General features: G+C 71.1%; 20 protein-coding genes. 13 read left to right on the top strand and 7 right to left on the bottom strand.

Annotation, left to right across the window (positions count from 1 at the left end):
* Positions 1 to 4 precede the first annotated feature (4 nt).
* The 6 genes from ACWCP8_RS04135 to ACWCP8_RS04110 are packed head-to-tail and all read left to right on the top strand — an operon-like array spanning position 5 to position 6,728.
* Entirely contained in the window at positions 5 to 1,951 is a 1,947-nt protein-coding gene (locus ACWCP8_RS04135; protein WP_451114055.1) for an acetyl/propionyl/methylcrotonyl-CoA carboxylase subunit alpha, read from the top strand.
* Positions 1,948 to 3,144 carry an acyl-CoA dehydrogenase family protein gene (locus ACWCP8_RS04130; protein WP_451114054.1) on the top strand — a complete coding sequence of 399 codons (1,197 nt, stop codon included), beginning with the start codon at positions 1,948 to 1,950 and terminating at the stop codon, positions 3,142 to 3,144. Before ACWCP8_RS04135 ends, ACWCP8_RS04130 begins: the two co-directional genes overlap by 4 nt.
* Before the next feature lie 54 nt (positions 3,145 to 3,198).
* Positions 3,199 to 4,815, top strand: coding sequence for a 4-coumarate--CoA ligase family protein (locus ACWCP8_RS04125; RefSeq protein ID WP_451114147.1), 1,617 nt, complete (start codon positions 3,199 to 3,201; stop codon positions 4,813 to 4,815).
* Positions 4,812 to 5,549: an enoyl-CoA hydratase family protein gene (locus ACWCP8_RS04120; RefSeq protein ID WP_451114053.1), complete on the top strand. Its 738-nt coding sequence runs from the start codon at positions 4,812 to 4,814 to the stop codon at positions 5,547 to 5,549. The genes ACWCP8_RS04125 and ACWCP8_RS04120 overlap by 4 nt, the downstream gene beginning before the upstream one ends.
* Positions 5,537 to 6,151, top strand: a complete 615-nt coding sequence (locus ACWCP8_RS04115; RefSeq protein ID WP_355994765.1) for a TetR/AcrR family transcriptional regulator — start codon at positions 5,537 to 5,539, stop codon at positions 6,149 to 6,151. Before ACWCP8_RS04120 ends, ACWCP8_RS04115 begins: the two co-directional genes overlap by 13 nt.
* On the top strand, positions 6,144 to 6,728 hold the full coding sequence (locus ACWCP8_RS04110) for a hypothetical protein (RefSeq protein ID WP_352265902.1): 585 nt from the start codon (positions 6,144 to 6,146) through the stop codon (positions 6,726 to 6,728). Before ACWCP8_RS04115 ends, ACWCP8_RS04110 begins: the two co-directional genes overlap by 8 nt.
* Positions 6,729 to 6,818: 90 nt before the next feature.
* Here the strand turns inward: ACWCP8_RS04110 and ACWCP8_RS04105 are convergent, their stop codons facing one another.
* Positions 6,819 to 7,928 (bottom strand): citrate synthase 2, encoded by a 1,110-nt coding sequence (locus ACWCP8_RS04105; RefSeq protein WP_030975571.1) that lies wholly within the window; start codon positions 7,926 to 7,928, stop codon positions 6,819 to 6,821.
* A gap of 224 nt (positions 7,929 to 8,152) precedes the next feature.
* On the opposite strand from ACWCP8_RS04105, the gene pdxH reads away from it, so the two are divergent.
* Positions 8,153 to 8,779: a pyridoxamine 5'-phosphate oxidase gene (pdxH, locus tag ACWCP8_RS04100; protein ID WP_352266018.1), complete on the top strand. Its 627-nt coding sequence runs from the start codon at positions 8,153 to 8,155 to the stop codon at positions 8,777 to 8,779.
* A 254-nt stretch (positions 8,780 to 9,033) separates the two neighbouring features.
* On the opposite strand, the gene ACWCP8_RS04095 is transcribed toward pdxH, so the two are convergent.
* The gene (locus ACWCP8_RS04095; protein ID WP_352265900.1) at positions 9,034 to 9,435 is read right to left on the bottom strand and encodes a hypothetical protein; all 402 of its coding nucleotides are present in this window, start codon (positions 9,433 to 9,435) and stop codon (positions 9,034 to 9,036) included.
* A gap of 252 nt (positions 9,436 to 9,687) precedes the next feature.
* Here ACWCP8_RS04095 and ACWCP8_RS04090 point away from each other — a divergent pair, with 252 nt between their 5' ends.
* On the top strand, positions 9,688 to 11,022 hold the full coding sequence (locus ACWCP8_RS04090; RefSeq protein ID WP_352265898.1) for a PAS domain-containing protein: 1,335 nt from the start codon (positions 9,688 to 9,690) through the stop codon (positions 11,020 to 11,022).
* 33 nt (positions 11,023 to 11,055) lie between these two features.
* Positions 11,056 to 11,241: a hypothetical protein gene (locus ACWCP8_RS04085; protein WP_451114052.1), complete on the top strand. Its 186-nt coding sequence runs from the start codon at positions 11,056 to 11,058 to the stop codon at positions 11,239 to 11,241.
* Here ACWCP8_RS04085 and ACWCP8_RS04080 read toward each other — a convergent pair.
* Positions 11,229 to 11,984, bottom strand: coding sequence for an SIS domain-containing protein (locus ACWCP8_RS04080; protein ID WP_326605158.1), 756 nt, complete (start codon positions 11,982 to 11,984; stop codon positions 11,229 to 11,231). The two genes, ACWCP8_RS04085 and ACWCP8_RS04080, sit on opposite strands and share 13 nt — an antisense overlap.
* 219 nt (positions 11,985 to 12,203) lie before the next feature.
* Here ACWCP8_RS04080 and ACWCP8_RS04075 point away from each other — a divergent pair, with 219 nt between their 5' ends.
* Complete coding sequence (locus ACWCP8_RS04075; RefSeq protein WP_030926443.1) at positions 12,204 to 12,896, top strand: metal-dependent transcriptional regulator; 693 nt, start codon at positions 12,204 to 12,206, stop codon at positions 12,894 to 12,896.
* Positions 12,897 to 13,492: 596 nt separating this feature from the next.
* Complete coding sequence (locus ACWCP8_RS04070; RefSeq protein ID WP_326608540.1) at positions 13,493 to 14,386, top strand: alpha/beta fold hydrolase; 894 nt, start codon at positions 13,493 to 13,495, stop codon at positions 14,384 to 14,386.
* 33 nt (positions 14,387 to 14,419) lie between these two features.
* Here the strand turns inward: ACWCP8_RS04070 and ACWCP8_RS04065 are convergent, their stop codons facing one another.
* From ACWCP8_RS04065 to ACWCP8_RS04055, 3 genes are read right to left on the bottom strand one after another with little or no spacing between them, the layout of a single operon-like run.
* Positions 14,420 to 16,072 carry a transporter gene (locus ACWCP8_RS04065; RefSeq protein WP_451114051.1) on the bottom strand — a complete coding sequence of 551 codons (1,653 nt, stop codon included), beginning with the start codon at positions 16,070 to 16,072 and terminating at the stop codon, positions 14,420 to 14,422.
* Positions 16,069 to 16,878 carry an ABC transporter ATP-binding protein gene (locus tag ACWCP8_RS04060; RefSeq protein ID WP_352265891.1) on the bottom strand — a complete coding sequence of 270 codons (810 nt, stop codon included), beginning with the start codon at positions 16,876 to 16,878 and terminating at the stop codon, positions 16,069 to 16,071. Before ACWCP8_RS04060 ends, ACWCP8_RS04065 begins: the two co-directional genes overlap by 4 nt.
* A gap of 40 nt (positions 16,879 to 16,918) precedes the next feature.
* A complete protein-coding gene (locus tag ACWCP8_RS04055) occupies positions 16,919 to 17,575 on the bottom strand; it encodes a bifunctional DNA primase/polymerase (protein ID WP_451114144.1) in 657 nt (218 codons plus the stop codon).
* 339 nt (positions 17,576 to 17,914) lie between these two features.
* Here ACWCP8_RS04055 and ACWCP8_RS04050 point away from each other — a divergent pair, with 339 nt between their 5' ends.
* Together ACWCP8_RS04050 and ACWCP8_RS04045 are read left to right on the top strand one after the other, a co-directional pair.
* Positions 17,915 to 19,297, top strand: a complete 1,383-nt coding sequence (locus tag ACWCP8_RS04050; protein ID WP_352265889.1) for a transcriptional regulator — start codon at positions 17,915 to 17,917, stop codon at positions 19,295 to 19,297.
* Between the two features lie 148 nt (positions 19,298 to 19,445).
* The gene (locus tag ACWCP8_RS04045) at positions 19,446 to 20,846 is read left to right on the top strand and encodes a hypothetical protein (protein WP_451114050.1); all 1,401 of its coding nucleotides are present in this window, start codon (positions 19,446 to 19,448) and stop codon (positions 20,844 to 20,846) included.
* A gap of 97 nt (positions 20,847 to 20,943) precedes the next feature.
* Here ACWCP8_RS04045 and ACWCP8_RS04040 read toward each other — a convergent pair whose 3' ends face one another.
* The gene (locus tag ACWCP8_RS04040) at positions 20,944 to 22,224 is read right to left on the bottom strand and encodes an ABC transporter substrate-binding protein (protein ID WP_352265885.1); all 1,281 of its coding nucleotides are present in this window, start codon (positions 22,222 to 22,224) and stop codon (positions 20,944 to 20,946) included.
* Positions 22,225 to 22,388: the final 164 nt, after the last annotated feature.

Raw genomic sequence — 22,388 nt, 5'->3', positions numbered from 1 at the left:
GACCATGATCAGCACCCTGCTCGTCGCCAATCGGGGCGAGATCGCCTGCCGGATCTTCCGCACCTGCCGTGCCCTGGGCATCGCCACCGTCGCCGTGTACTCGGACGCGGACGCCGACGCACTGCACGTCAGGGAGGCCGACACCGCCGTACGGCTGCCGGGGGCCGCGCCCGCCGACACCTATCTGCGCGGGGATCTCGTCGTACGTGCCGCGCGCACGGCGGGCGCCGACGCCGTGCACCCCGGCTACGGCTTCCTCTCCGAGAACGCCGGCTTCGCCCGGGCCGTGCAGGACGCCGGGCTCGTCTGGGTCGGCCCACCGGTCAAGGCCATCGAGATGATGGCGTCCAAGACCCGGGCCAAAGAGCTGATGGCCGCCGCCGGGGTGCCGCTGCTCGCACCCGTCGACCCGGCGCAGGCGACCGCAGGTGACCTGCCGCTGCTGCTGAAGGCCGCGGCGGGCGGCGGCGGGCGCGGCATGCGGGTCGTACGTGAACTGGGCGCACTGCCGGGCGAGATGGCGGCCGCCACGGCCGAGGCTGCGAGCGCCTTCGGCGACGGCGAAGTCTTCGCCGAGTCCTACGTCGAACGCGGCCGGCATGTCGAGGTCCAGATCATGGCCGACGCACACGGCACCGTATGGGCCCTCGGCACCCGCGACTGCTCGCTCCAGCGCCGCCACCAGAAGGTCATCGAGGAAGCCCCCGCACCCGGCCTCGACGACGCGCTGCGCACCCGGCTGCACGACGCGGCGACCGCAGCGGCGCGCGCCGTCGGCTACCGGGGCGCGGGCACCGTCGAGTTCCTCGTCGCCGCCGACGGACGCCCGTACTTCCTGGAAATGAACACCCGGCTCCAGGTCGAACACCCCGTCACCGAAGCCGTCTTCGGGCTCGACCTCGTCGCCCTTCAGCTGTCCGTCGCCGAAGGCGAACCCCTCCCCACCACGCCCCCGACCCCGCACGGGCACGCCGTCGAGGCCCGGCTCTACGCGGAGGACCCGGCCCGCGACTGGCAGCCACAGACCGGAGCACTGCTCACGCTGGACGTACCGGACGAACCCGGTCTGCGCCTCGACACCGGATACACCGGCGGCGACACCATCGGCATCCACTACGACCCGATGCTCGCCAAGGTCATCGCCCACGCCCCCACCCGCGCCCAGGCCGTACGGCTCCTCGCCCGCGCCCTGGAACGCGCCCGCATCCACGGCCCGGTCACCAACCGCGAGCTGCTCGTACGGTCCCTGCGCCACCCCGACTTCACCGGCGCCCGCCCCGACACCGGCTTCTACGACCGCCACCTGGACGCCCTCACCCGCACCCCGGGCGACAATGCGGACCGGCACCTCGCGGCCCTCGCCGCAGCCGCCGCCCACGCCGCCCGGCACCCGGACGCCGTCGGCACATCCCGCTTCGGCGGCTGGCGCAACCTCCCCTCCCAGCCGCAGATCAGGCGCTACCGCAGCGAACCAGACGGCGCCGAACACGAGATCGCGTACCGCACCACCCGCAGCGGCGCGATCGACGCCCCCGGCGCCCGGATCCTCACCGCCACCCCCGGACACGTCACCGTCGAAACCGACGACGGCGTCACCCACCACTTCCGCCTCGCCACCCACCACGACCGGGTCCACGTGGACGGCGCCACCGGCACGCACACCTTCACCGTCCTCCCCCGCTTCACCGACCCCACCGAACGCACCGAACCCGGCTCCCTGCTCGCCCCCATGCCCGGCACCGTCGTCCGGCTCGCCGACGGCCTCGCACCCGGCACCACCGTCCGGGCCGGGCAGCCCCTCATCTGGCTGGAGGCGATGAAGATGGAACACCGCATTCTCGCCCCCGCCTCCGGCACCCTCACCGCGCTCCATGCCGCACCCGGCCTCCAGGTGGAGGTCGGCGCCCTGCTCGCCGTCGTGCAAGACGCACAGGAGGAACCGACCCCATGAGCACCGTCCTCGAAACCGAAGAGCAGCAAGCCCTGCGCGCCGCCGTCGCCGCACTCGGAAAGCGGTACGGGCGCGACTACATGACCTCCGTCGTACGCGACGGCGCCCACCCCCGCGAACTGTGGACCGAAGCCGCCAAGCTCGGCTACCTGGGGGTCAACCTCCCCGAGGAGTACGGCGGCGGAGGCGGCGGCATGGCCGAACTCTCCATAGTCCTGGAAGAACTGGGAGCGGCAGGATCGCCCCTCCTCATGATGATCGTCTCCCCGGCGATCTGCGGCACCGTCATCGCCCGCTTCGGCACCGACACCCAGAAACAGCAGTGGCTCCCCGGCCTCGCCGACGGCACCCTCACCATGGCCTTCGGCATCACCGAACCCGACGCCGGCTCCAACTCCCACCGCATCACCACCACCGCCCGCCGCGACGGCGAGGACTGGCTGCTCACCGGGCGGAAAGTGTTCGTCTCCGGCGTCGACATCGCCGACGCCACCCTCATCGTCGGGCGCACCGAGGACGCCAGGACCGGCAAGCTCAAGCCCTGCCTCTTCATCGTCCCGCGCGACGCCCCCGGATTTCGGCGCTCGCAGATCGACATGGAACTCCAGGCACCGGAGAAGCAGTTCGAGCTGGTCCTCGACGACGTGCGGCTGCCCGCCGACGCCCTCGTCGGAGGGGGTACCTCCCGCTCGAGCGAAGCCGAGAGCGGGGGAGAGGACGCGGGCCTCCTCCAGCTCTTCGCCGGACTCAACCCCGAACGCATCATGACCGCCGCCTTCGCCCTCGGCATGGGCCGGTACGCCCTCGGCCGCGCCGTCGATTACGCGCGGACCCGACAGGTGTGGAAGGAGCCCATCGGCTCCCACCAGGCCATCGCCCACCCCCTCGCCCAGGCACACATCGAACTCGAACTGGCCCGCCTGATGATGCAGAAGGCCGCCAGGCTCTACGACGAGGGCGACGACATCGGCGCGGGCGAAGCCGCCAACATGGCGAAGTACGCCGCCGCCGAGGCCTGCGTGAAAGCCGTCGACCAGGCCGTGCACACCCTCGGCGGCAACGGCCTCACCCGCGAATACGGGATCGCTTCCCTGATCACCGCAGCCCGCGTCGCCCGGATCGCACCCGTCAGCCGGGAAATGATCCTGAACTACGTTTCCCACCAGTCCCTGGGTCTCCCCAAGTCGTACTGACACAGGGGACTCTGTCCCTCCAGCCACCGTTCGAAGGGACCCGCCAAGGTGAACGTGTTCCGGAGCGAGTACGCAGACGTCCAGCCGCTCGACCTCCCCATCCATGACGCGGTCCTCGGGCAGGCCGCCGACTCCTACGGCGACACGGTCGCCCTGATCGACGGCACCGACGGCACCACCACGCTCACCTACCGGCAACTCGACACATTCCACCGCCGGATCGCGGCGGCGCTCGCCGCCACCGGGGTCCGCAAGGGCGACGTCGTCGCCCTGCACAGCCCCAACACCCTCGCCTACCCGACCGTGTTCTTCGGAGCGACCCGGGCGGGTGCCACCGTCACCACCGTGCACCCCCTCGCCACGGCGGAGGAGTTCGCCAAACAGCTCGGCGACTCCTCCGCCCGCTGGATCGTCACCGTCTCCCCACTCCTCGAAACCGCCCGCCGCGCCGCCGAACTCGTCGGCGGCATAGAGGAGATATTCGTCTGCGACCGGGCCGACGGACACACCTCCGTACTCGACATGCTGGGCTCCACCGCCCCCGAACCACGGATCACCATCGACCCGGCCGAGGACATCGCCGCACTGCCGTACTCCTCCGGCACCACCGGCACACCCAAGGGCGTCATGCTCACCCACCGCTCCATGGCCACCAACCTGGAGCAGCTGCGGCCGTTCATCCCGATGAACCCCGGCCACCGGATCCTCGCCGTCCTCCCGTTCTTCCACATCTACGGGCTGACCGCCCTGATGAACGCCCCGTTGCGGCTCGGCGCCACCGTCGTCGTCCTGCCGCGCTTCGACCTCGTCCAGTTCCTCACCGCGATCGAGAAGCACCGGATCAGCGGACTGTACGTGGCCCCGCCGATCGTCCTGGCCCTCGCCAAACACCCGGCCGTCGCCCAGTACGACCTGTCCTCGCTGGAGTACATCGTCTGCGCCGCCGCCCCGCTCGACGCAGGACTCGCCGCCGCCTGCTCCCGGCGCCTCGGACTGCCACCGGTACGGCAGGCGTACGGCATGACAGAACTCTCGCCCGGCACCCACGTCGTCCCGCTCGCCGCCGAGAACCCGCCGCCCGGCGCCGTCGGGAAACTCCTGCCGGGCACCGAGATGCGGATCGTCTCCCTCGACGACCCGGACCGCGACGCCGGCATCGACACCGACGGCGAGGTACTCATCCGCGGCCCGCAGGTGATGAAGGGCTACCTCGGCCGGCCCGACGCCACCGCCGACATGATCGACGCCGACGGCTGGGTGCACACCGGCGACATCGGCCGCGTCGACGCCGACGGCTGGCTCCGCATCGTCGACCGGGTCAAGGAACTCATCAAGTACAAGGGCTACCAGGTCGCCCCCGCCGAACTCGAAGCCCTGCTGCTCGGCCACCCGTCGATCGCGGACGCCGCCGTCATCGGGGTGTACGACACCGACGGCAACGAAGTCCCCAAGGCGTATCTGGTCCGGCAGGCGGGAGTCGCCCCCGACGCCCTCACCGCCGACGACGTCATGGCGTACGTCACCGAGCGCGTCGCCCCGTACAAGAAGGTCCGGCAGGTCGAATTCATCGGCGCCGTACCCCGCGCCACCTCCGGAAAGATCCTCCGGCGCGAACTGCGCGACCGGGAACAGGCCAACGAAAAAGTCATCGAGAAGGCGGCAGAGGCATGAAACTGGTCCGCACCGGCCGCGAACGTGGCATCGCCACCGTACGGATGGACTCGCAGACGAACCGCAACGCACTCTCCGCGCGGCTCGTCGCCGAACTCCGCGAAACCCTCGCCCGATACGGCGAGGACGACACCGTACGAGCCGTGGTCCTCACCCACACCGGCAACACGTTCTGCGCCGGTGCGGACCTCGGCGCACCCCCCGACCCGGAAGCGTTCGTCGCCCTGATGCGGGAGATCGTCACCCTGCCCAAACCCGTGGTGGCCCGCGTCGACGGACACGTCCGGGCAGGCGGCCTCGGACTCCTCGCCGCCTGCGACATCTCGGCCGCCGGACCCGCCTCCACCTTCGCCCTCACCGAATCCCGGCTCGGCCTCGCCCCCGCCGTGATCTCCCTGCCCCTGCTGCCCCGCACCGACCCGCGCGCCGCCGCCCGCTACTACCTCACCGGAGAACGCTTCGACGCGACCGAAGCCGCCCGGATCTCCCTGATCACCCTCGCCGCCGCCGACGACGTGGACAAGGCGCTCGTCCCCGTACTCGACGGACTGCGCCGAGCCTCACCACAGGGGCTGGCAGCATCGAAGGAGCTGGTCACAGTTACTGTGCGGGAAAGTTTCGACCAGTACGCCGAAGACCTCATCGCCCGCTCGGCAGCTCTCTTCGCCTCCGCCGAGGCACGGGAAGGGATGACGGCCTTCCACGAACGACGGGATCCCGCATGGGTGTTGTGACGCCCTCCACCGACAGGACCCCCAAGCAGGACCGCAGCCGCGCCACCCGCCGACGGCTGCTCGAAGCCGCGGTCGCCTGCCTCGCCGAACACGGCTGGGCGGGCTCCACGGTCTCCGTCGTCGCCGAACGCGCCGGCGTATCGCGCGGCGCCGCCCAGCACCACTTCCCCACCCGCGAGGACCTGTTCACCGCAGCCGTCGAATACGTCGCCGAGGAACGCTCCGCCGCCCTGCGCGCCCTGCCCGTCCAAGGCCGCGCAGCCGTCGTCGCCGCCCTCGTCGACCTCTACACAGGACCGCTGTTCCGCGCCGCACTCCAGCTCTGGGTCGTCGCCTCCAACGAGGCGTCACTGCACCCCCGCGTCAGCGAACTCGAAGCCCGCGTCGGCCGCGAGACCCACCGCATCGCCGTCGAACTCCTGAAGGCCGACGAGACACGGCCAGGCGTACGCGAAACCGTCCAGGGCCTCCTCGACATGGCCCGCGGCCTCGGCCTGGCCAACGTACTGACCGACGACACCGCCCGGCGCCGGAGGGTCGTGGCACAGTGGGCGGCCCTGCTGGACGACGCACTCGACCGACCTCGGGGGACCTGTGGGTGACCATTTCCAGACGATCGTCGACCTCGACGCCACCGAGCAGGACGCCGCACAACTCGGCGCCGGCCTCCTCGACCGGCTGATCGCCGACGGAATCGTCAGCGCCGAGCGCACCGACTGCGTCCTCGACGGAGACGGCTACGGCAACGCACCTGGCCCGAACTACGCCGAGGCCGTCGACGACCCGGAACCGGTCGAGCTGTGGAGCAACGGTCTCTACGTTGCGACCGGACGCACCGTCTTCGACAGCGGCCAGGGCGACGCGGGAGCTGCCACCTGCCCGCTCTGCGCCACCGAGATCCGCCTCGTCGACGACACCTGGTGCCCCGTCGACAGCGCCTGGGCCCCGTTCGCGGGCCGGCTCGGCGCCTGGGCGGACGGCGGCGAAGGCATCGTGGAGTGCCCCTCCTGCCGCCGGCCCTCCGGCATCGACCGCTGGAGCTGGGAGGACGACTACTACGCCTGCGGGCAGCTCGGCCTCACCTTCTGGAACTGGGCGGAGCTGACCTACGGCTTCGAACAGGAGGTGCGGCGCCGCCTCGGCGGACACCGCACCGTCACTCTCCGCGGCAAGCTCTAGGCGTATGGACACGCAGGCCGGGTGAGACTTTGCGGACCTGCCCGGGGCCGTACTTTCGGATCACGCCGGGCTTGCGCAGCACCGGGACTGTCAGTTCCCCAGATCCGTGATCTGCTCGTACCCCTCGATCGCCCGCGGATCACGCGGCCCCGGCCCGACATACCTCGCCGACGGCCGCACCAGCCGGCCCGTCCGCTTCTGCTCCAGAATGTGCGCCGACCAGCCCGCCGTACGCGCACACGTGAACATCGACGTGAACATGTGCGCCGGCACCTCCGCGAAGTCCAGCATGATCGCCGCCCAGAACTCCACGTTCGTCGCCAGCACCCGGTCCGGACGCCGCGCGTGCAGCTCCTCCAGCGCCGCCTTCTCCAGCGCCTCCGCCACCTCGAACCGCGGCGCGCCCAACTCCTTCGCCGTACGCCGCAGCACCCGCGCCCGCGGGTCCTCCGCCCGGTACACCCGGTGCCCGAAGCCCATCAGCCGCTCACCCTTGTCCAGGGCCTTCTTCACATACGCGGTCGCGTCACCGGTCCGCTCGATCTCCTCGATCATCCCGAGGACCCGGGACGGCGCACCGCCGTGCAGCGGCCCCGACATCGCACCCACCGCACCCGACAGCGCCGCCGCCACATCGGCACCCGTCGACGCGATGACCCGCGCGGTGAACGTGGAGGCGTTCATGCCGTGCTCGGCGGCCGACGTCCAGTACGCGTCGACGGCCTTCACATGCTTCGGGTCCGGCTCACCGCGCCAACGGATCATGAACCGCTCGACGACGGACTGCGCCTTGTCGATCTCGCTCTGCGGAACCATCGGCAGCCCCTGCCCGCGCGCCGACTGCGCGACGTACGACAGCGCCATCACGGCGGCCCGCGCCAGATCGTTGCGCGCGGTCTCCTCGTCGATGTCGAGCAGCGGCTTCAGACCCCACACCGGCGCCAGCATCGCCAGCGCGGACTGCACGTCGACCCGGATGTCACCCGAGTGCACCGGGATCGGGAACGGCTCGGCGGGCGGCAGACCGGGGTTGAACGCCCCGTCGACCAGCAGACCCCACACGTTCCCGAACGACACATGACCGACGAGATCCTCGATGTCGACCCCGCGGTAGCGGAGCGAACCGCCCTCCTTGTCGGGTTCGGCGATCTCCGTCTCGAACGCGATGACTCCCTCGAGCCCGGGTACGAAGTCGGACATCATGCGGCTCCCTCGAATCGGCGGCTGTACGGAGGCCACACTGGCCTGCCCCAAGATATTGGCGGGTTCCCACGATGCGGGGAAGCGTGACATCCCGCACAGCCCCCGGCATTACCGATGCGTGGTTGATACCCCTCCTCGCCGGGCAAACTGGGCCGCTGCGGCAGGATGACCCCGTGCCCACCGCAGATTCCCCTTCCGATTCCACCACCGATCCGGCCGCGATGCGCGAGCAGTACCGCTCCGAGGCCTTCACCGAGGACACGCTCGACGCCGACCCCATGCAGCAGTTCGCCCACTGGTTCCGGCAGATCGCCGCAGGTGGAATGGTCTATGAGCCGAACGCCATGGTGGTCTCCACCGCCACCCCCGACGGCCGCCCGTCCTCCCGCACGGTGCTGCTGAAGAAGTACGACGCCCGGGGTTTCGTCTTCTTCACCAACTACAACTCCCGCAAGGGCCGCGAACTGGACGCCAACCCGTACGTCTCGCTGCTCTTCCCCTGGCACCCGCTGGCCCGCCAGGTCGTCGTCAACGGCACCGCGGCCCGCATCGCCCGCGAGGAGACGGTCGCCTACTTCCGCACCCGCCCCCACGGCTCCCAGCTGGGCGCCTGGGCGAGCGAACAGTCGGCCGTGATCGGCTCCCGCCAGGAACTCATCGACCGGTACGAGGAACTGGCCGCCCGCTACCCCGAAGGCGAACGCATCCCCGCACCCCCGCAGTGGGGCGGCTTCCGCGTCGTACCGGAGACCATCGAGTTCTGGCAGGGCCACGAGAACCGGCTGCACGACCGGCTGCGATACGTACGCGAGGGCGACGACTGGCGGGTGGAGCGCCTCTCCCCGTGACCGGGCGGCCCCGCACACGCAGAAACCCGCAGGCTCTGGTTCCTCCTTGCGGAGGAGCCGGCCGGACTTACCGGCGAGCCTGCGGGTCGGTGACTGCTTGGGATTGGCCGATGACCGGCCTGCACTGCAAAGAGCGCGACAACGGGCGTCAGCCCGCAGTCACCTCACGAGTCCGAGAAGACTGCACTTCCGGATCACCTCCTTTCCAACGTGTGACAGCAGCCTAGGAACCCTCGGCGAATGTCTCAACCCATTTATTCGGTGACTTCCTGCCGGTAGCTGTACGCGTATCCGTCGGCACGCTGCAGTAGCCGAAGGTTCCTGTGGGACACGGTGCAGCGGCCCACCGGCGTGCTGAGGCTGTGTTTCCCGGAGGCGCGGACGGAGATGCGCCCGGTCCAAGTGCCTGCCCACTTGCCCTTGGGTATGGAGGCGCGGACGAGGTCGCCGGTGGCGAAGCCGTGATGCCGCTTCTGGCGCGCGCGGGCGAGCCGGGGGAATCCGTACAGGTCGGGGGTGGTGCGGGCGTAGCTTCCGCGCCCCGTTGCCGTGACGACGTGGGCCGGCTGGGGCACGCGGACGGTCCCAGCCCCCGCCTCGTGGTCGAGCTGCCCGACGCAGAGGGCGTCGAGTGTGTGCGTCTTGGGCAGGCCCATGGCGGTGCGGGTTCCACTTCGTACGACCTCCCGACCAGGTCTGCACCGGTTTTCCGAGGGTCGCGAGCTGCGACCGCACATATGCGTGATCTTCCGGCGACGCTCGAATGTGTGATCGTTCGGCGTGTTGGTAGGCCGGATCCTGCGCCGGGGGCGGGGCGGATTTCCTGGAAGTCGATGTGTGCTGGGTCACGTTCGAGTTCAATGGTCTGACGTGCGGCAATGGCGGACACGTCCTGCAGGGGGTCCGGGATGAGCACTTCCACGAGCAGTGGAACCACTGATGCCCTCGGCCCCGACCCGATCCCCGGGTCGGAGCTGCTTGCGGCGTTGCTCGACGGGATGGACGCGGCGCTCTGTGCGTTCGGCGCGGACGGCACGGTCACGCACTGGAACCGTGAGGCGGAGCGGATTCTCGGCTGGTCTGCCGAGGAGGCCGTGGGGCGGCCCGGGTTCGCGGGGTGGGCGGTGCGCAGTGCGGATGTGGTTGAGGTGCAGGGGCGGCTGATGGCGGCCATGGATGCGCCGGGGCGTCAGGTGCATGAGTTCGCGTTGCTGCGCAAGGACGGCGGGCGGGTGCTCGTGCGGATGCAGTCGGCCGGGGTCCGGGGTGCGGACGGGAAGCCGGCCGGGGTGTACTGCGCGTTCAGCGAGGTGCATGCGCAGATCGATCTGGAGCGGTCGATCGCGCTGAGTGAGGCGCTGTTCGAGGACGCGTCGTGGGGTGTGGTCCTCGTCGATGTGGATCTGCGGCCGACGGTTGTCAACGCGTGTGCGGCGCGGGCGCTGGGCGGTGGCCGTACGACGCTGCTGGGGCGTCCGCTCGCCGAGTTGGTCGTGCAGGGGGTGGAGGAGCTGGAGGGTGCGCTGCAGCATGTCCTGGCCGAGGGGCAGCCGCCCGCGCCCACCGAGCTGTGGGTGACGCTGCGGACGGCGGACGGGGACCGGCGGCGCTGCTGGCGCAGCGGGTTTCTGCAGCTGGCGTCGCCGCTCGCGGAGGAGCCGGTGCCGTTGGGGGTCGGCTGGCTGTTCCAGGATGTGACGGCGGAGAAGCTGGCGGCGCAGGAGGCGGACCGGGTGCGGTTCCGGTCGAATCAGCTGTACCGGGCGTGCCGGTCGGCGGCCGAGTGCGAGGACCCGATGGAGGCGGCGATGTCGTATCTGGATTTCGCGCTCGCGGGTTTCGCCGACCATGTGCTGATCGATGTGCTGGTGGGGGAGCGGCTGGTGCGGGCGGCGGCGACGCCGGCCGATGCTCCGGGTCCGTGTCTGCCGGTGGCCGGTGGCGGCCTTCCCCTGCGGTATGCGCCGGGGCATCCGGCGCTGCAGGCGGTGGACCGGACGGGTTCGGTCCGGTCGAGTGCCGGTCCGGGTGCGGGGGCTTGGGCGGATGAGCGTCAGTGGCCGAAGGGTTCGGTGCACGCCCTGTGCGCCGTGATGCGCAGCCGGGGTCGGACGCTGGGTGTGGTGACGTTCCTGCGGGCGGCCCATCGCACGGCCTTCGAGCGCCCGGACGCGGCGTATGCGGAGAGCGTTGCGGTCCGGGTGGCGGGCGCGGTGGACCTGGCGCAGGTGCTGGGCGGCTGAGGCCGACCCGGCCGGGCCGGTTCCGTGGTGCCGATGTCCGAAGTCGTCTCCGTGCGCTCGGCCTCGGCGCGGGTGGACGATGTCGCGGCCGAGGTGGGTGAGGAGGCGGGTCCGGATCTGGTGTCCGTGTCGGCCGGCGGTCTCGTCGTCAACGGATCGGTGGCCGCCCACCAGAAAGGGGTGCTGCGTGCCGGGCGCCGGTTCCTCTACTGCCGGTAGAAGATCCGGTCCGCGTACTCCGTCATCACGCGCCCGTTCCACTCGTGCCCGCCGTCGACGTTTCCGGACCGCAGCAGCGGCGGTTCGATCCCCCGCTCCACCAGCCGCTCCGCGGCCGCCGCCATCATCGCCTGCATCAGCGCACTGGTGACCACCGTCGAGGCGGGCGCGAACGGTGCCTCGATGCCTTCCGCGGTCAGCTCTGCGTCACCGATCGCGATCTTGCTGTCGACGACGATGTCGCAGTGGTCCCGCAGGAATCCGCCGGAGCTGTGCCGCGACCGTGTCGCGTCCGCGTACGCCACCGAGGTGACGCCGACGACCGTCAGTCCGAGCGCGCGGGCGTCCCGCGCCATCTCGACAGGCAGCGCGTTGCGCCCGGAGAGCGAGATGATCACGAGCAGGTCGCCCGCGCTCGCCGGGCTGGAGTCCAGCACGGCGCCGGCCAGACCGTCGACCCGCTCCAGCGCCGAGCCGAGCGTCGCGGGCATCACGTCGACGCCGAGCGTGCCGGGCACGGCGAGAAGGTTCATCAGGGCCAGACCGCCGGCCCGGTAGACGACATCCTGGGCGGCGAGCGACGAGTGGCCGGCGCCGAACGCGAAGAGCCGGCCGCCGGCCGCGACGGTGTCGGCGATCGCGGCCCCGGCGGCCGCGATGTTGCCGGACTCCTCGTCGCGTACGCGCTCCAGCAGGCCGATCGCTGCGTCGAGGAACTGACCGGCCAGCTTGCTGTCGCTCATCGAGGAGGCCCTTTCGGCGGGGGTGGGTGACCGTGGGTGTCCGTGCCGCGGATCACGTTGCGGTCTGGACCAGTGACCTGTCAATACCGCCCGGGGCCGCCCGCGCGGTCCAGGGTTCGGTCGGCGCGGCACGGTTGTCGGAGGTATGCGTCAGAATTGGCTGAGGGCCAGCGCATGGCGTTGACGGCGTTTTTCATGTCACAGCATCGAGGGGCACGAATGTCCGGACTGATCGACACAACGGAGATGTATCTCCGCACCATCCTCGAACTCGAAGAGGAAGGCGTCGTCCCCATGCGCGCCCGCATCGCGGAGCGGCTGGACCAGAGCGGTCCGACCGTCAGCCAGACGGTGGCGCGCATGGAGCGCGACGGGCTGGTGCAGGTCGCGGGCGACCGGCATCTGGAGCTGACGGAGGAGGGCCGCCGGCTGGCGACCCGGGTGATGCGCAAGCACCGGCTCGCCGAGTGCCTGCTCGTCGACGTGATCGGCCTGGAGTGGGAGCAGGTGCACGCCGAGGCCTGCCGCTGGGAGCACGTGATGAGCGAGGCCGTGGAGCGCCGGGTGCTGGAACTGCTGCGGCACCCGACGGAGTCTCCGTACGGGAATCCGATCCCGGGCCTGGAGGAGCTGGGCGAGAAGGCCGAGGCCGACCCGTTCCTGAACGCGGACATGGTCAGCCTGTCGGAGCTCGACCCGGGAGCCGAGGGCAAGACCGTGGTGGTGCGGAGGATCGGTGAGCCGATCCAGACGGACGCCCAGCTGATGTACACGTTGCGGCGGGCGGGCGTGCAGCCCGGCTCCGTGGTCAGCGTGACCCAGTCGCCCGGCGGGGTGCTGGTCGGGAGCAGTGGCGAGGCGGCGGAGCTGGACGCCGAGGTCGCTTCGCATGTCTTCGTCGCCAAGCGCTGACCGAGATGCTGAAGCGTAACGTCCGCTTTCCGTTTTTCCGTCCGGAATTGCAGCGCTCGGGCGGATCGCGTGCCAGGCTGTGGCTGAGGCATACCTGAGAGTGGCGGCCGCCTGGCCACGCGGTCGGGGAGGGAGCGGGAGATGCGCCCGTCGTACTGGCATGTGCACCAGAAGGTGACTGCCACGAGTCCGGCCGCCCCGACGACTGCACCCGGCCGGCCCGCCCCGCCCGCACAGACGCCGGCGCCTGCAGGCCCGCTCGCCCCGGCCGACCGCACTCCGGCGCAGACCGCCTCGCACGCCCCCCTGACATGGGAGGGCCCCGGCGCCGCGCGGCGCCGGGGCCTGTCCTCCCCTGTTCCGACCTGGAGCCCCGAGCTCTCAAGGTCGGTCCCCGCGGGCCCTCATCCCCGAGTGGTCCGCCTCCCGAAGAAGATCTCCCCACCGGAGCCGACGTCAATCCTTGGGGGCTGTCACTCGAACGAGGGGTGTTGCGAGCCGGAACCCGTTGTTCGAATAAAGGTTCGATAGTCTGTGTGACGCGACCGCACGGTGATCGAGCGGTGATTGAGGACCAGAAGGGGGTGCCAGGACATATGGTGCGGCGCATCGATGTGACGGGATCCGACGGCGTACGCCTCGCGGCCTGGGAGTTCGCCGATCCGCCCAAGGGGCGCACGGAGGGCGAGCGCGCCCCCGGGGTCTTACTGCTCCACGGGTTGATGGGCCGGGCCTCCCACTGGGCCCCCACCACCCGCTGGCTCGCCGAGCGGCACCGGGCCGTGGGCCTCGACCAGCGGGGGCACGGCCGCAGCGAGAAGCCGGCCGAAGGCCCGTACACCCGCGACGCATACGTCGCCGACGCCGAGGCGGCGATCGAACAGCTCGGCCTCGGCCCCGCCACCGTCGTCGGCCACTCGATGGGCGCCCTCACCGCATGGCAGCTCGCCGCGAAGCGCCCCGATCTCGTCCGGGCCCTGATCATCTGCGACATGCGGGCCTCCGCGCTCGGCGCCGCCTCGCAGCGGGAGTGGGAGGACTGGTTCAAGTCCTGGCCGCTGCCGTTCGCGACGCTCTCCGACGTGCGGAAGTGGTTCGGCGAGGACGACCCCTGGGTGGAGCGGCCGAACCCGTCCCGCGGTGAGTTCTTCGCCGAGGTGATGGCCGAGCGGGCCGACGGCTGGCGGCCGGTCTTCTCCCGCCGCCAGATGCTCCAGTCCCGCGCGACCTGGGTCCACGACGCGCACTGGGAGGAGCTGGCGCAGGTCCGGTGTCCGACGCTGGTGGTCCGTGGCCTGGACGGCGAACTGGGCCGGGCGGAGGCCCAGGAGATGGTCCGCGTACTGCCGCGCGGGCAGTACGCGGAGGTGGCGGACGCCGGTCATCTCGTCCACTACGACCAGCCGGAGGGCTGGCGCGCGGCGGTCGAGCCGTTCCTGGAGCAGTTCGCCGAGGACTCCCAGGACGACCGCGAGCCCGTCTCCTCGTAACGAAAGCCGAACCCCCGGCCGGACCTGCTCAGGTCACCCCTTGCTGACGGCCGCCAGGATCTCCGGAAGCCGGTTCGCCGTGCGGGGAGCCGCCAGCCGCAGCCCCGCCCAGGCGATCACCGTCCCGTACGCGCCACCCACCGGCACCAGCAGCCACAACCAGTCCTCCGCATCGGCGAGATGCAGCCAGATCGTCGCCACGATCACCGGCGCGCACAGCACCGCCGCCGAGACCATGCCGCCGAAGATCGAGATCCAGGCGAGCCCGGCCTGCCCCGGTGCCACGTTCTTGAACGCGCCGTCCTGCGGGATCGAGTACGGGAAGTTGGCCGACGCCACCGCGCCCGTCGCCAGCATCGCGCCCAGCAGGGCGAAGGAGAGACCCATGACGCCCGGCAGCACCTCCCAGTCCCCGAGCACCGCCGCCGTCACGACGGTCACCAGGATTGTGTAGGGGAGGGTGATCACCAGCAGCGCCAGCGCCCGCGCCCGCAGTTCGAGGTACGCGTCCCGGGTGGAGGAGATCGTCAGCGCCACTGTCCAGAACGCGGAGGTGTCCTGCCCGAACTGGTTGTACATCTGGATGCCGAGCATTCCGGCGGCGAAGCATGCGAAGTAGACCGAGCCGGTGCCCTGCACGGCGTTGAGCAGCGGCACGATCAGACCGATGGCGAGCGCCGTCACCCAGGCGGCCTTGGTCTTCGGGTCCCGTGCGATGTACCGCAGACTGCGCCGCATCACCGCCCCCGTGCGCCCCTCGGGCAGCAGCGCGGAGAGCCGGGAGCCGGCCGCCGCGGACTTCTTGCGGGTCGGTTCGGCGGCGGCGAGCGTCGAACCGTCCGGGGCGGTCATCAGCTTCACCAGACTCCGCTGCCACAGCCACAGCAGTGTGCCCAATGCCACGACGGAGAGCAGCAGTTGCAGCACGGCCCGGCCGTACGACCCCTGCGCCGCGGAGTCCACCGCACCGATCGCCGAGGCCGGCGGCAGCCAGCGCACCACGTCCGCGGCCGGGTCGAGCGCGGACAGTCCACCGGACCGGCCGAGCCGCTGCGCACCGAAGTTGACGACCTGGATACCGACCGCGATCACCAGCCCGCTGAGCACCGCCAGATCGCGGCCCTTGCGGGAGGTCAACAGCCGGGTGTTGGCCGTGGCGACGGCCCGGGCCAGCGCCACGCACACCAGCAGGGTCAGCGGCGCGGCCACCACCGCGCACACCACGGCCGCCGCCCCGTGCGCCACCGCGAACGCCGAGCCGACCGCCAGACAGAGTGTGAACAGCGGCCCGATGCCGACCAGGGACGCCATCAGCAGCGCCCCGATCAGCGGGCGCGGCCGCAGCGGCAGCATCACCAGCCGGCTCGGGTCGAGGGTCTCGTCGCCGCTGGGGAAGAACAGCGGCATCACCGCCCAGCCGAGCGCCAGCACCGCCGTGAGCAGTACCACGAGCGAACCTGCGTGGGCGTGGCCGCGCAGCGCGATCAGCGCGATGACCTGGCCGGCGGCGATCAGCAGGGTGACGACGACGGACGAGATGTAGGCGGCCCGCCGGCCCGACGACTGCCGCAGCCCGTTGCGCAGCAGTGTCAGCTTGAGCCGTACGAAGACGGAGACGAGTCCTTCACCGCCCGGGCCGTCCGAGGGGCGGGGGGAGGGGATGACGGGGGTGTCGAGCACGCTCATCGGGCGCCGCCCAGCCAGTCGAGGGACTCACCGGTGTCCCGGCCGCCCGCGCCGACGAGTTCGAGGAACGCGTTCTGCAGCGACGATGCCGAGCCGCGTACCTCGGAGAGGGTGCCCTGGGCCCGGATCGTGCCGTTCGCCATGACGGCCACCCAGTCGCACAGCGACTCGACGAGCTCCATCACATGGCTGGAGAAGACAACGGTCGCCCCCGAGCCGGTGTACCGCTCCAGCACCCTGCGGATGGTCTGTGCCGAGACGGGGTCGACGCCCTCGAACGGCTCGTCCAGGAAGAGCACTTCGGGGTTGTGGAGCAGCGCCGCCGCGAGCCCGATCTTCTTCCGCATGCCGGTCGAGTAGTCGACGACCAGCTTGTGCTGGGCGCCCGCCAGATCCAGTACGTCCAGGAGCTGGGTGGCACGCTTGTCGACCTCGGCGCCCGGCAGCCCCCGCAACCGGCCGGTGTACGCGAGGAGTTCGCGCCCCGAGAGGCGCTCGAAGAGCCGCAGCCCCTCCGGCAGGACGCCGATCCTGGCCTTGACGTCCACCGGGTCGCGCCAGACGTCGCGCCCGCCGACCTCGATCGTTCCGTGGTCGGGGCGGAGCAGGCCGGTCACCATCGACAGCGTGGTGGTCTTGCCTGCACCGTTGGGTCCGACCAGACCGATGAACTTCCCGGCGGGCAGCTCCAGATCGATCCCGGCGACCGCGGTCTGCTCGCCGAACCGCTTCCAGAGACCCTGCACGCGAACGGCGGGCGGCGCCTCCACCGCCCCGCTCGATTCCGCTGCTGTCCGGTTCGACATGGTGCACTGCCTTTCGGTGTCCCCGTCTGTGGTGGACAGACTACGAAAGGCGTGCGCGCGCGTCGGCTGCTTCCCGCCCGCAGGCGTACGCGAGCGGGCAGATGACCTCCTCCGCGTCCGGCAACCACCGGTTTGCGGGGGTGGGGCGACGCGCCCACTGAACCGCACCGCGCCCGCCGATCCGGGTCGGCGGCGCCGCCACGTAGCCGCCGTCGCCGCGGCCGGACAGATCGATCGCGGCGGCGCTCCAGCCCAGCTTCCGTACGAGATCGTCCACCTTGGCCGCCGCCCCGGGCAGTACGAAGAAGAGCATCCGGCGGTCGGGGGTGCAGGTGACGGGGCCGAGCGGCAGGTTCATCCGCTCCATCCGGGCCAGCGCCAGGAAACCGGCGGACTCCGGTACGTCGATCGCGTCGAAGGTGCGCCCGGTGGGCAACAGGATCGATGCCGTGGGGTACTCGGACCACATCCGGCGGGCCGCGGCGCCGCTGCCGGCCGACCGGCCCGCCCAGTCGGTCCGGGTGGGGTGGGCGCCGGGGGAGGCGCAACCGGCCTCCCTGCACGAGCATCGCTCCGCCCCTCCCACCGCCTCCAGCCAGGTGCCGGGGAACACGTCCCAGTGCCGCTCTTCCGTGTACCGCACTGCGGCGTCGAGCAGTTGTACTCCTCGCTGCTTGGGGATCTGTGCGGCTTCCATGACTTTGATGGGCTCTTCCACGAACACCTCAACTGCCGCAACCACCTGGGGTTACGGGCGTGGCGAACGCGGTCACGGCACACCGATCACGCATATGGGGCGCATGGATGCATGGACGGGGGCGCGCATGAGGCGGTGCGTCGATGGGCGGGTAGCCACACGGGGGGAATCCGGAACAGTTCGCCCAAGCAGAATACGTACCAAACTCGAACAATGACACGATGAGCGAGCGAATACCGTGAACAACGCGGAAACGACCGACACCATGAATGTGTGCATTTCTTCTGCAATTGCCGGGCAGTGATCTCCTCATCGATCACTGCGGCCTCAGGGGGAAACATGGCAGCCAGGCCTCTCGTCGCCCGTCAGCCGAACGAACGGCTCCAGGGACTCATTCAGGAAGCCGGATGCTCCAACGCGGGCCTGGCCCGCCGCGTCAACATGGTCGGAGCGGAGCGCGGCCTCGATCTCCGGTACGACAAGACCTCCGTGGCCCGCTGGCTGCGCGGACAGCAACCCCGCGGCCGGGCACCGGGAATCATCGCCGAGGCGCTCGGCCGCAAGCTCGGCCGTACGGTCACGATCGACGAGATCGGGATGGCCAACGGCAAGAATCTGGCGTCCGGCGTCGGCCTGCAGTTCGCACCGACCGTGACCGGCGCGATCGAGCAGGTCTGCGAGCTGTGGCGCAGCGATGTCGGTCGCCGCGACTTCCTGTCCGGTTCGGCGGTCGTGTCCTCGGCGCTGGTCGAGCCCAGCCGGGACTGGCTGATCACCGCTGCCGACCCGCAGGTGGCGCGGGCTGCCGGGGCCCGGGTCGGGATGTCGGACGTCGAGGCGGTGCGGGCGATGACGGCCGCGCTGGTCGACCTCGACCACCGGTTCGGCAGCGGGCACGTCCGGCCGGTGCTGGTGCATTACCTGAACAGTGTGGTCTCCGGGCTGCTCGCGGGGGCGTACCGCGAAACGGTCGGGCGGCAGCTGTTCGCGGCCGTTGCCCGGCTCACCGAACTCGCCGGGTACATGGCGGTCGACACGGGGCAGCCCGGGCTCGCCCAGCGGTACTACATCCAGGCGCTGCGGCTGGCGCAGGCGGCGGGCGACCGGGCGTACGGCGGCTATGTGCTGGCTGCGTCGATGAGTCATCTCGCCGCCCAGCTCGGCAACCCACGGGAGATCGCGCAGCTGGCGCGGGCCGCGCAGGAGGGTGCGCGGGGGCGGGTCACCCCGCGTGCCGAGGCGATGTTCTACGCGGCGGAGGCCCGCGGGCACGCCCTGCTCGGCGACGCCCGCACCTGCCAGCAGGTGACGGGCCGGGCGCTGACGGCCCTGGAGCACGCCGAGCCGGACACGGGCGACGACCCGGCGTGGATCGCCCACTTCGACCACGCCTATCTGGCCGATGAGCTGGCGCACTGCCACCGCGACCTCGGCCAGGCCGAGGCGGCCGTCCGCCGGGCGACGGAGTCCCTGGAGGGCCACCCGGAGTCCCGGGCCCGCCGCCGCGGCATCGGCCTGGTGCTGCTCGCCACGGCCCAGGTGCAGCTGCGCGAGGTGGAGCAGGCGTGTCATACGGGGATGCGGGCGATGGAGCTGCTGGGGACGGTGCGGTCCAGCCGGGGCACGGAGTATCTGGACGATCTGCAGCAGAGGTTCGTGCCGTACGGGGACGAGCCGGCGGTACGGGAATTCGGGGCGCGACTGGAACTCCAGGCGGCCTGACCGGGGCGCCAGTCAACTGCGCCGTGAGGGCGCTGTGTGTTACCGCCCCGGTGAAGGGGCGGTGTGCGACAAAGGGCGCTTGGCAAAGGGTGGCAGCCACCCGATAGCGTGGGCCGACGATTCCGTAGGTTTACACGTAGGAGTCCCGGTGACGCAGAGCGGACAGGGTGACGAGCAGCTCCCTGCTGTACGGCCCACGCACGAAGGTGTCGTGCTGCCCGCAGGTGACGGAGAGCCCTGGATACCGGGCGGAGCGTCCGACCAGGCCGCTCCGGCGGGTGGGCAGCCGTGGGGTCGGCCCTGGGGGCCTCAGGCGTCACAGGGGCAGTACGACCAGCAGGGTCAGTACGGCCAGGAGGGGCAGTACGGCCAGCAGGGTCAGTACGGCCAGCAGGGCCAGTACGGCCAGCAGGGCCAGCAGGGCCAGTACGGCCAGGAGCCGCCGTACGGACAGCAGCCCCAGGGGCAGCCCCTGCCCCAGCCGTATCAGCCGTTGCCGCCGGAGGTCGTGCCGGGCACGGGCGCGGGTGCGGACGCCGATGCCACGCAGTACATCGCCCCGGTGCCGGCCGGTCCCGCGCCGGGCGGTCTTCCGCCCGAGAGCCCCGCGGAGGCCACCCAGTTCCTGGCCCACGCCCAGCCGGCACCGGCTTCCGACGCCGATGCGACCCAGTACATCCCGGCGGTGCCGGGCGGCGCTCCGTACAGCATCAGGCCCGGAGCGCCCGGCGAGCGGCAGCCGCCCGCCGAGTTCGACAACCTGTTCCGCAGTGACGAGCCCGCGGGCGCCACGCAGCAGATGCCCCGGTTCGACCCGGGACAGGCGGCGCCGTACGGAGGCGCCCAGCAGCCCCCGTTCCAGCAGCCGCAGCAGCAGCCGCAGCACAGCGAGCCGCCGCAGGGCCGGGCCGGGCAGCGCAAGAAGCCGTCGCACGTCCCGCTGATCGCCGCGGTCGTCGTCGGCTGCGCGGTCATCGGGCTCGGCGCGGGTGCGCTGATGAGCGGCGACGACAAGGGCAAGGACGACAAGCAGTCGGTGGCCGCCGCGAGTTCACCCGCCGCGCGGCCCTCCACGCAGGCGGCGGCCGACCCGGCGAAGCCGCAGGCCGAGGAGCTCGACAAGCTGCTGGCGGACAGCAACAACAGCCGTTCCACCGTGATCGCGGCCGTCGCAAAGACCCAGTCCTGCACGGACCTGGACCAGGCGATCACGGATCTGCAGGGCGCCGCTCAGCAGCGCCGCGAGCTGGTGACACGGCTGCAGGGGCTGTCCGTGGACAAGCTCCCCGACCACGCGCAGCTGACCGAGGCGCTCACGAAGGCCTGGCAGGCATCGGCCTCCGCCGACGACCACTACGCAGCGTGGGCCCGCCAGGCCAAGAACGGCAAGAAAGTGTGCAGGCACGGGAAGGCCCGTGCGACGCCCGAGAAGGCTCAGGCCACCGTGGCGAGCGGTGAGGCGAGCGAGGCGAAGCAGCGGGCGTCAGGGCTGTGGAACTCGATCGCGACGAAGTACGGGCTGACCCGGCGATCGTCGACCGATCTCTGATCCGAAAATCGGGCGTCTCCGGCGTTCGAAGAGCGGGGACCCGGGGGCGGAGCCCCCGAGTATCGGGCAGGGAGGCGGGGCTGATCCCCCCCGCCCCTCACCCCTTCGCGCTGGCGTTCGCCAAGGTCTGCGTCACGTCCACAAACCCCTTTTTCTCCGCCACCAGCCGTCCCTTCCGTACCACTTGGAACGTCACCTTCCGGTTCACGATCCGCGGGTACGCCGAGGACCCCAGCATGTCCTCGAACCGCCACCTCAGCACCGGTGTGAGCCCGCCGGTGTCCGCCCGGACGCCCTGGTTCAGGGCAACCGTGAGCTTGCCCGCGCTGATCTGCGGGTCGTCGATCGCCGTGACGATCTCCTTCAGCGCCGTGTACGCGATCCACGTGGTCTGGACACCCGTGTCGTCCGGGTCGATCCGGTTGTCGCCGAAGGCGTGCTTCCGGATCACCTCGCGCATCTTGTCCCAGCGGGCGTCCCCCGCGTCCGGGTACCAGCCGGCGACGTAAGCCCCCTCGAACGGGCTCTCCCGGCCGCCGGTGCGGTCGATCAGCGGCTGGTCGACGCTGCCGAGCACGGAGGAGATCCGTACGTCCCCGTACGACCCTTCGAGCCGGCGGAAGGAGTCGAAGAACGTCTCCGTGCGGTCCCCGAGCACCGCCGTCACACACCCGTCGGCCGTTCCGGCCCCCTGCAGCGCCTGACCGGCCGCCTCGTCGTACGAAGTCGCCGACTCCGCGGCCCGGACGTCCGTCGGAGCCGGCCGATGCGCTTCCTTGAGGCCGGTGTTGAGCAGCCACGCCTGGTTCTCGCCGCCCAGTGTGTCGGGCCGCACCACGGAGACCCGCTCGCAACCGCGGGCGAGCTGCTTGGCGTTGCCCGCGAGGAGCGCCGGCTGGCCGCCGTTGACGGGGTACGAGTCGTAGCTGCTGAACTCCTCCTCGGAGGCGCCGTAGCCGCCGATGTACGGGATCCCGGCGACCTCCAGCGGTGCCATGAAGGCCTGTCCGTGCCGGCTGTACGAGCCGACGACCGCGACCGCCTTCTCCTTGACCGCCCGCCGGGCGCAGTTGCCCGCTCCGATCGAGGTGTCGCCCTCGTTGCATGTGACGACGAGCAGTTTGTGGCCGTCGAGCCCGCCGTTGTTGTTCACCCAGCGTGCGTACGCCCGCGCCATGGCGGTCATGCCGGCCATGTTCGCCGCATCGGGGCCGGTGGAGCCGTTGGGGGCCCAGGTCATGACGGTGACGGGCTCCCTGGAGTCCCCCGAGGCCCCAGGGAGCACGCCACAGCCGGTGATCAGCGACGCCCCGACCGCCGCCGCACATGTGAGGAGTTTGTAGGGACGGGGGGAAGTGAGGCGTCGCCATCCGGTCATGGGCATGAACATTTCCGCGCTTGGGGTAACGCAGATGTGTGCTTCGTGCAACGCTCGGTGACATCCAGGTGAATTGCGGGGGCCGGTGCAAGCTCGGCAACAAGGAACGTACGATCGACAACCGTGCAGCAAGGTTCGGAGAACACTTCCCGTCGCGGCCGTCG

This window comes from Streptomyces sp. NPDC002206, assembly GCF_053593595.1.
Note: the sequence above shows the minus strand (reverse complement) of the source record. Positions and strands in the feature narration are given on the sequence as shown.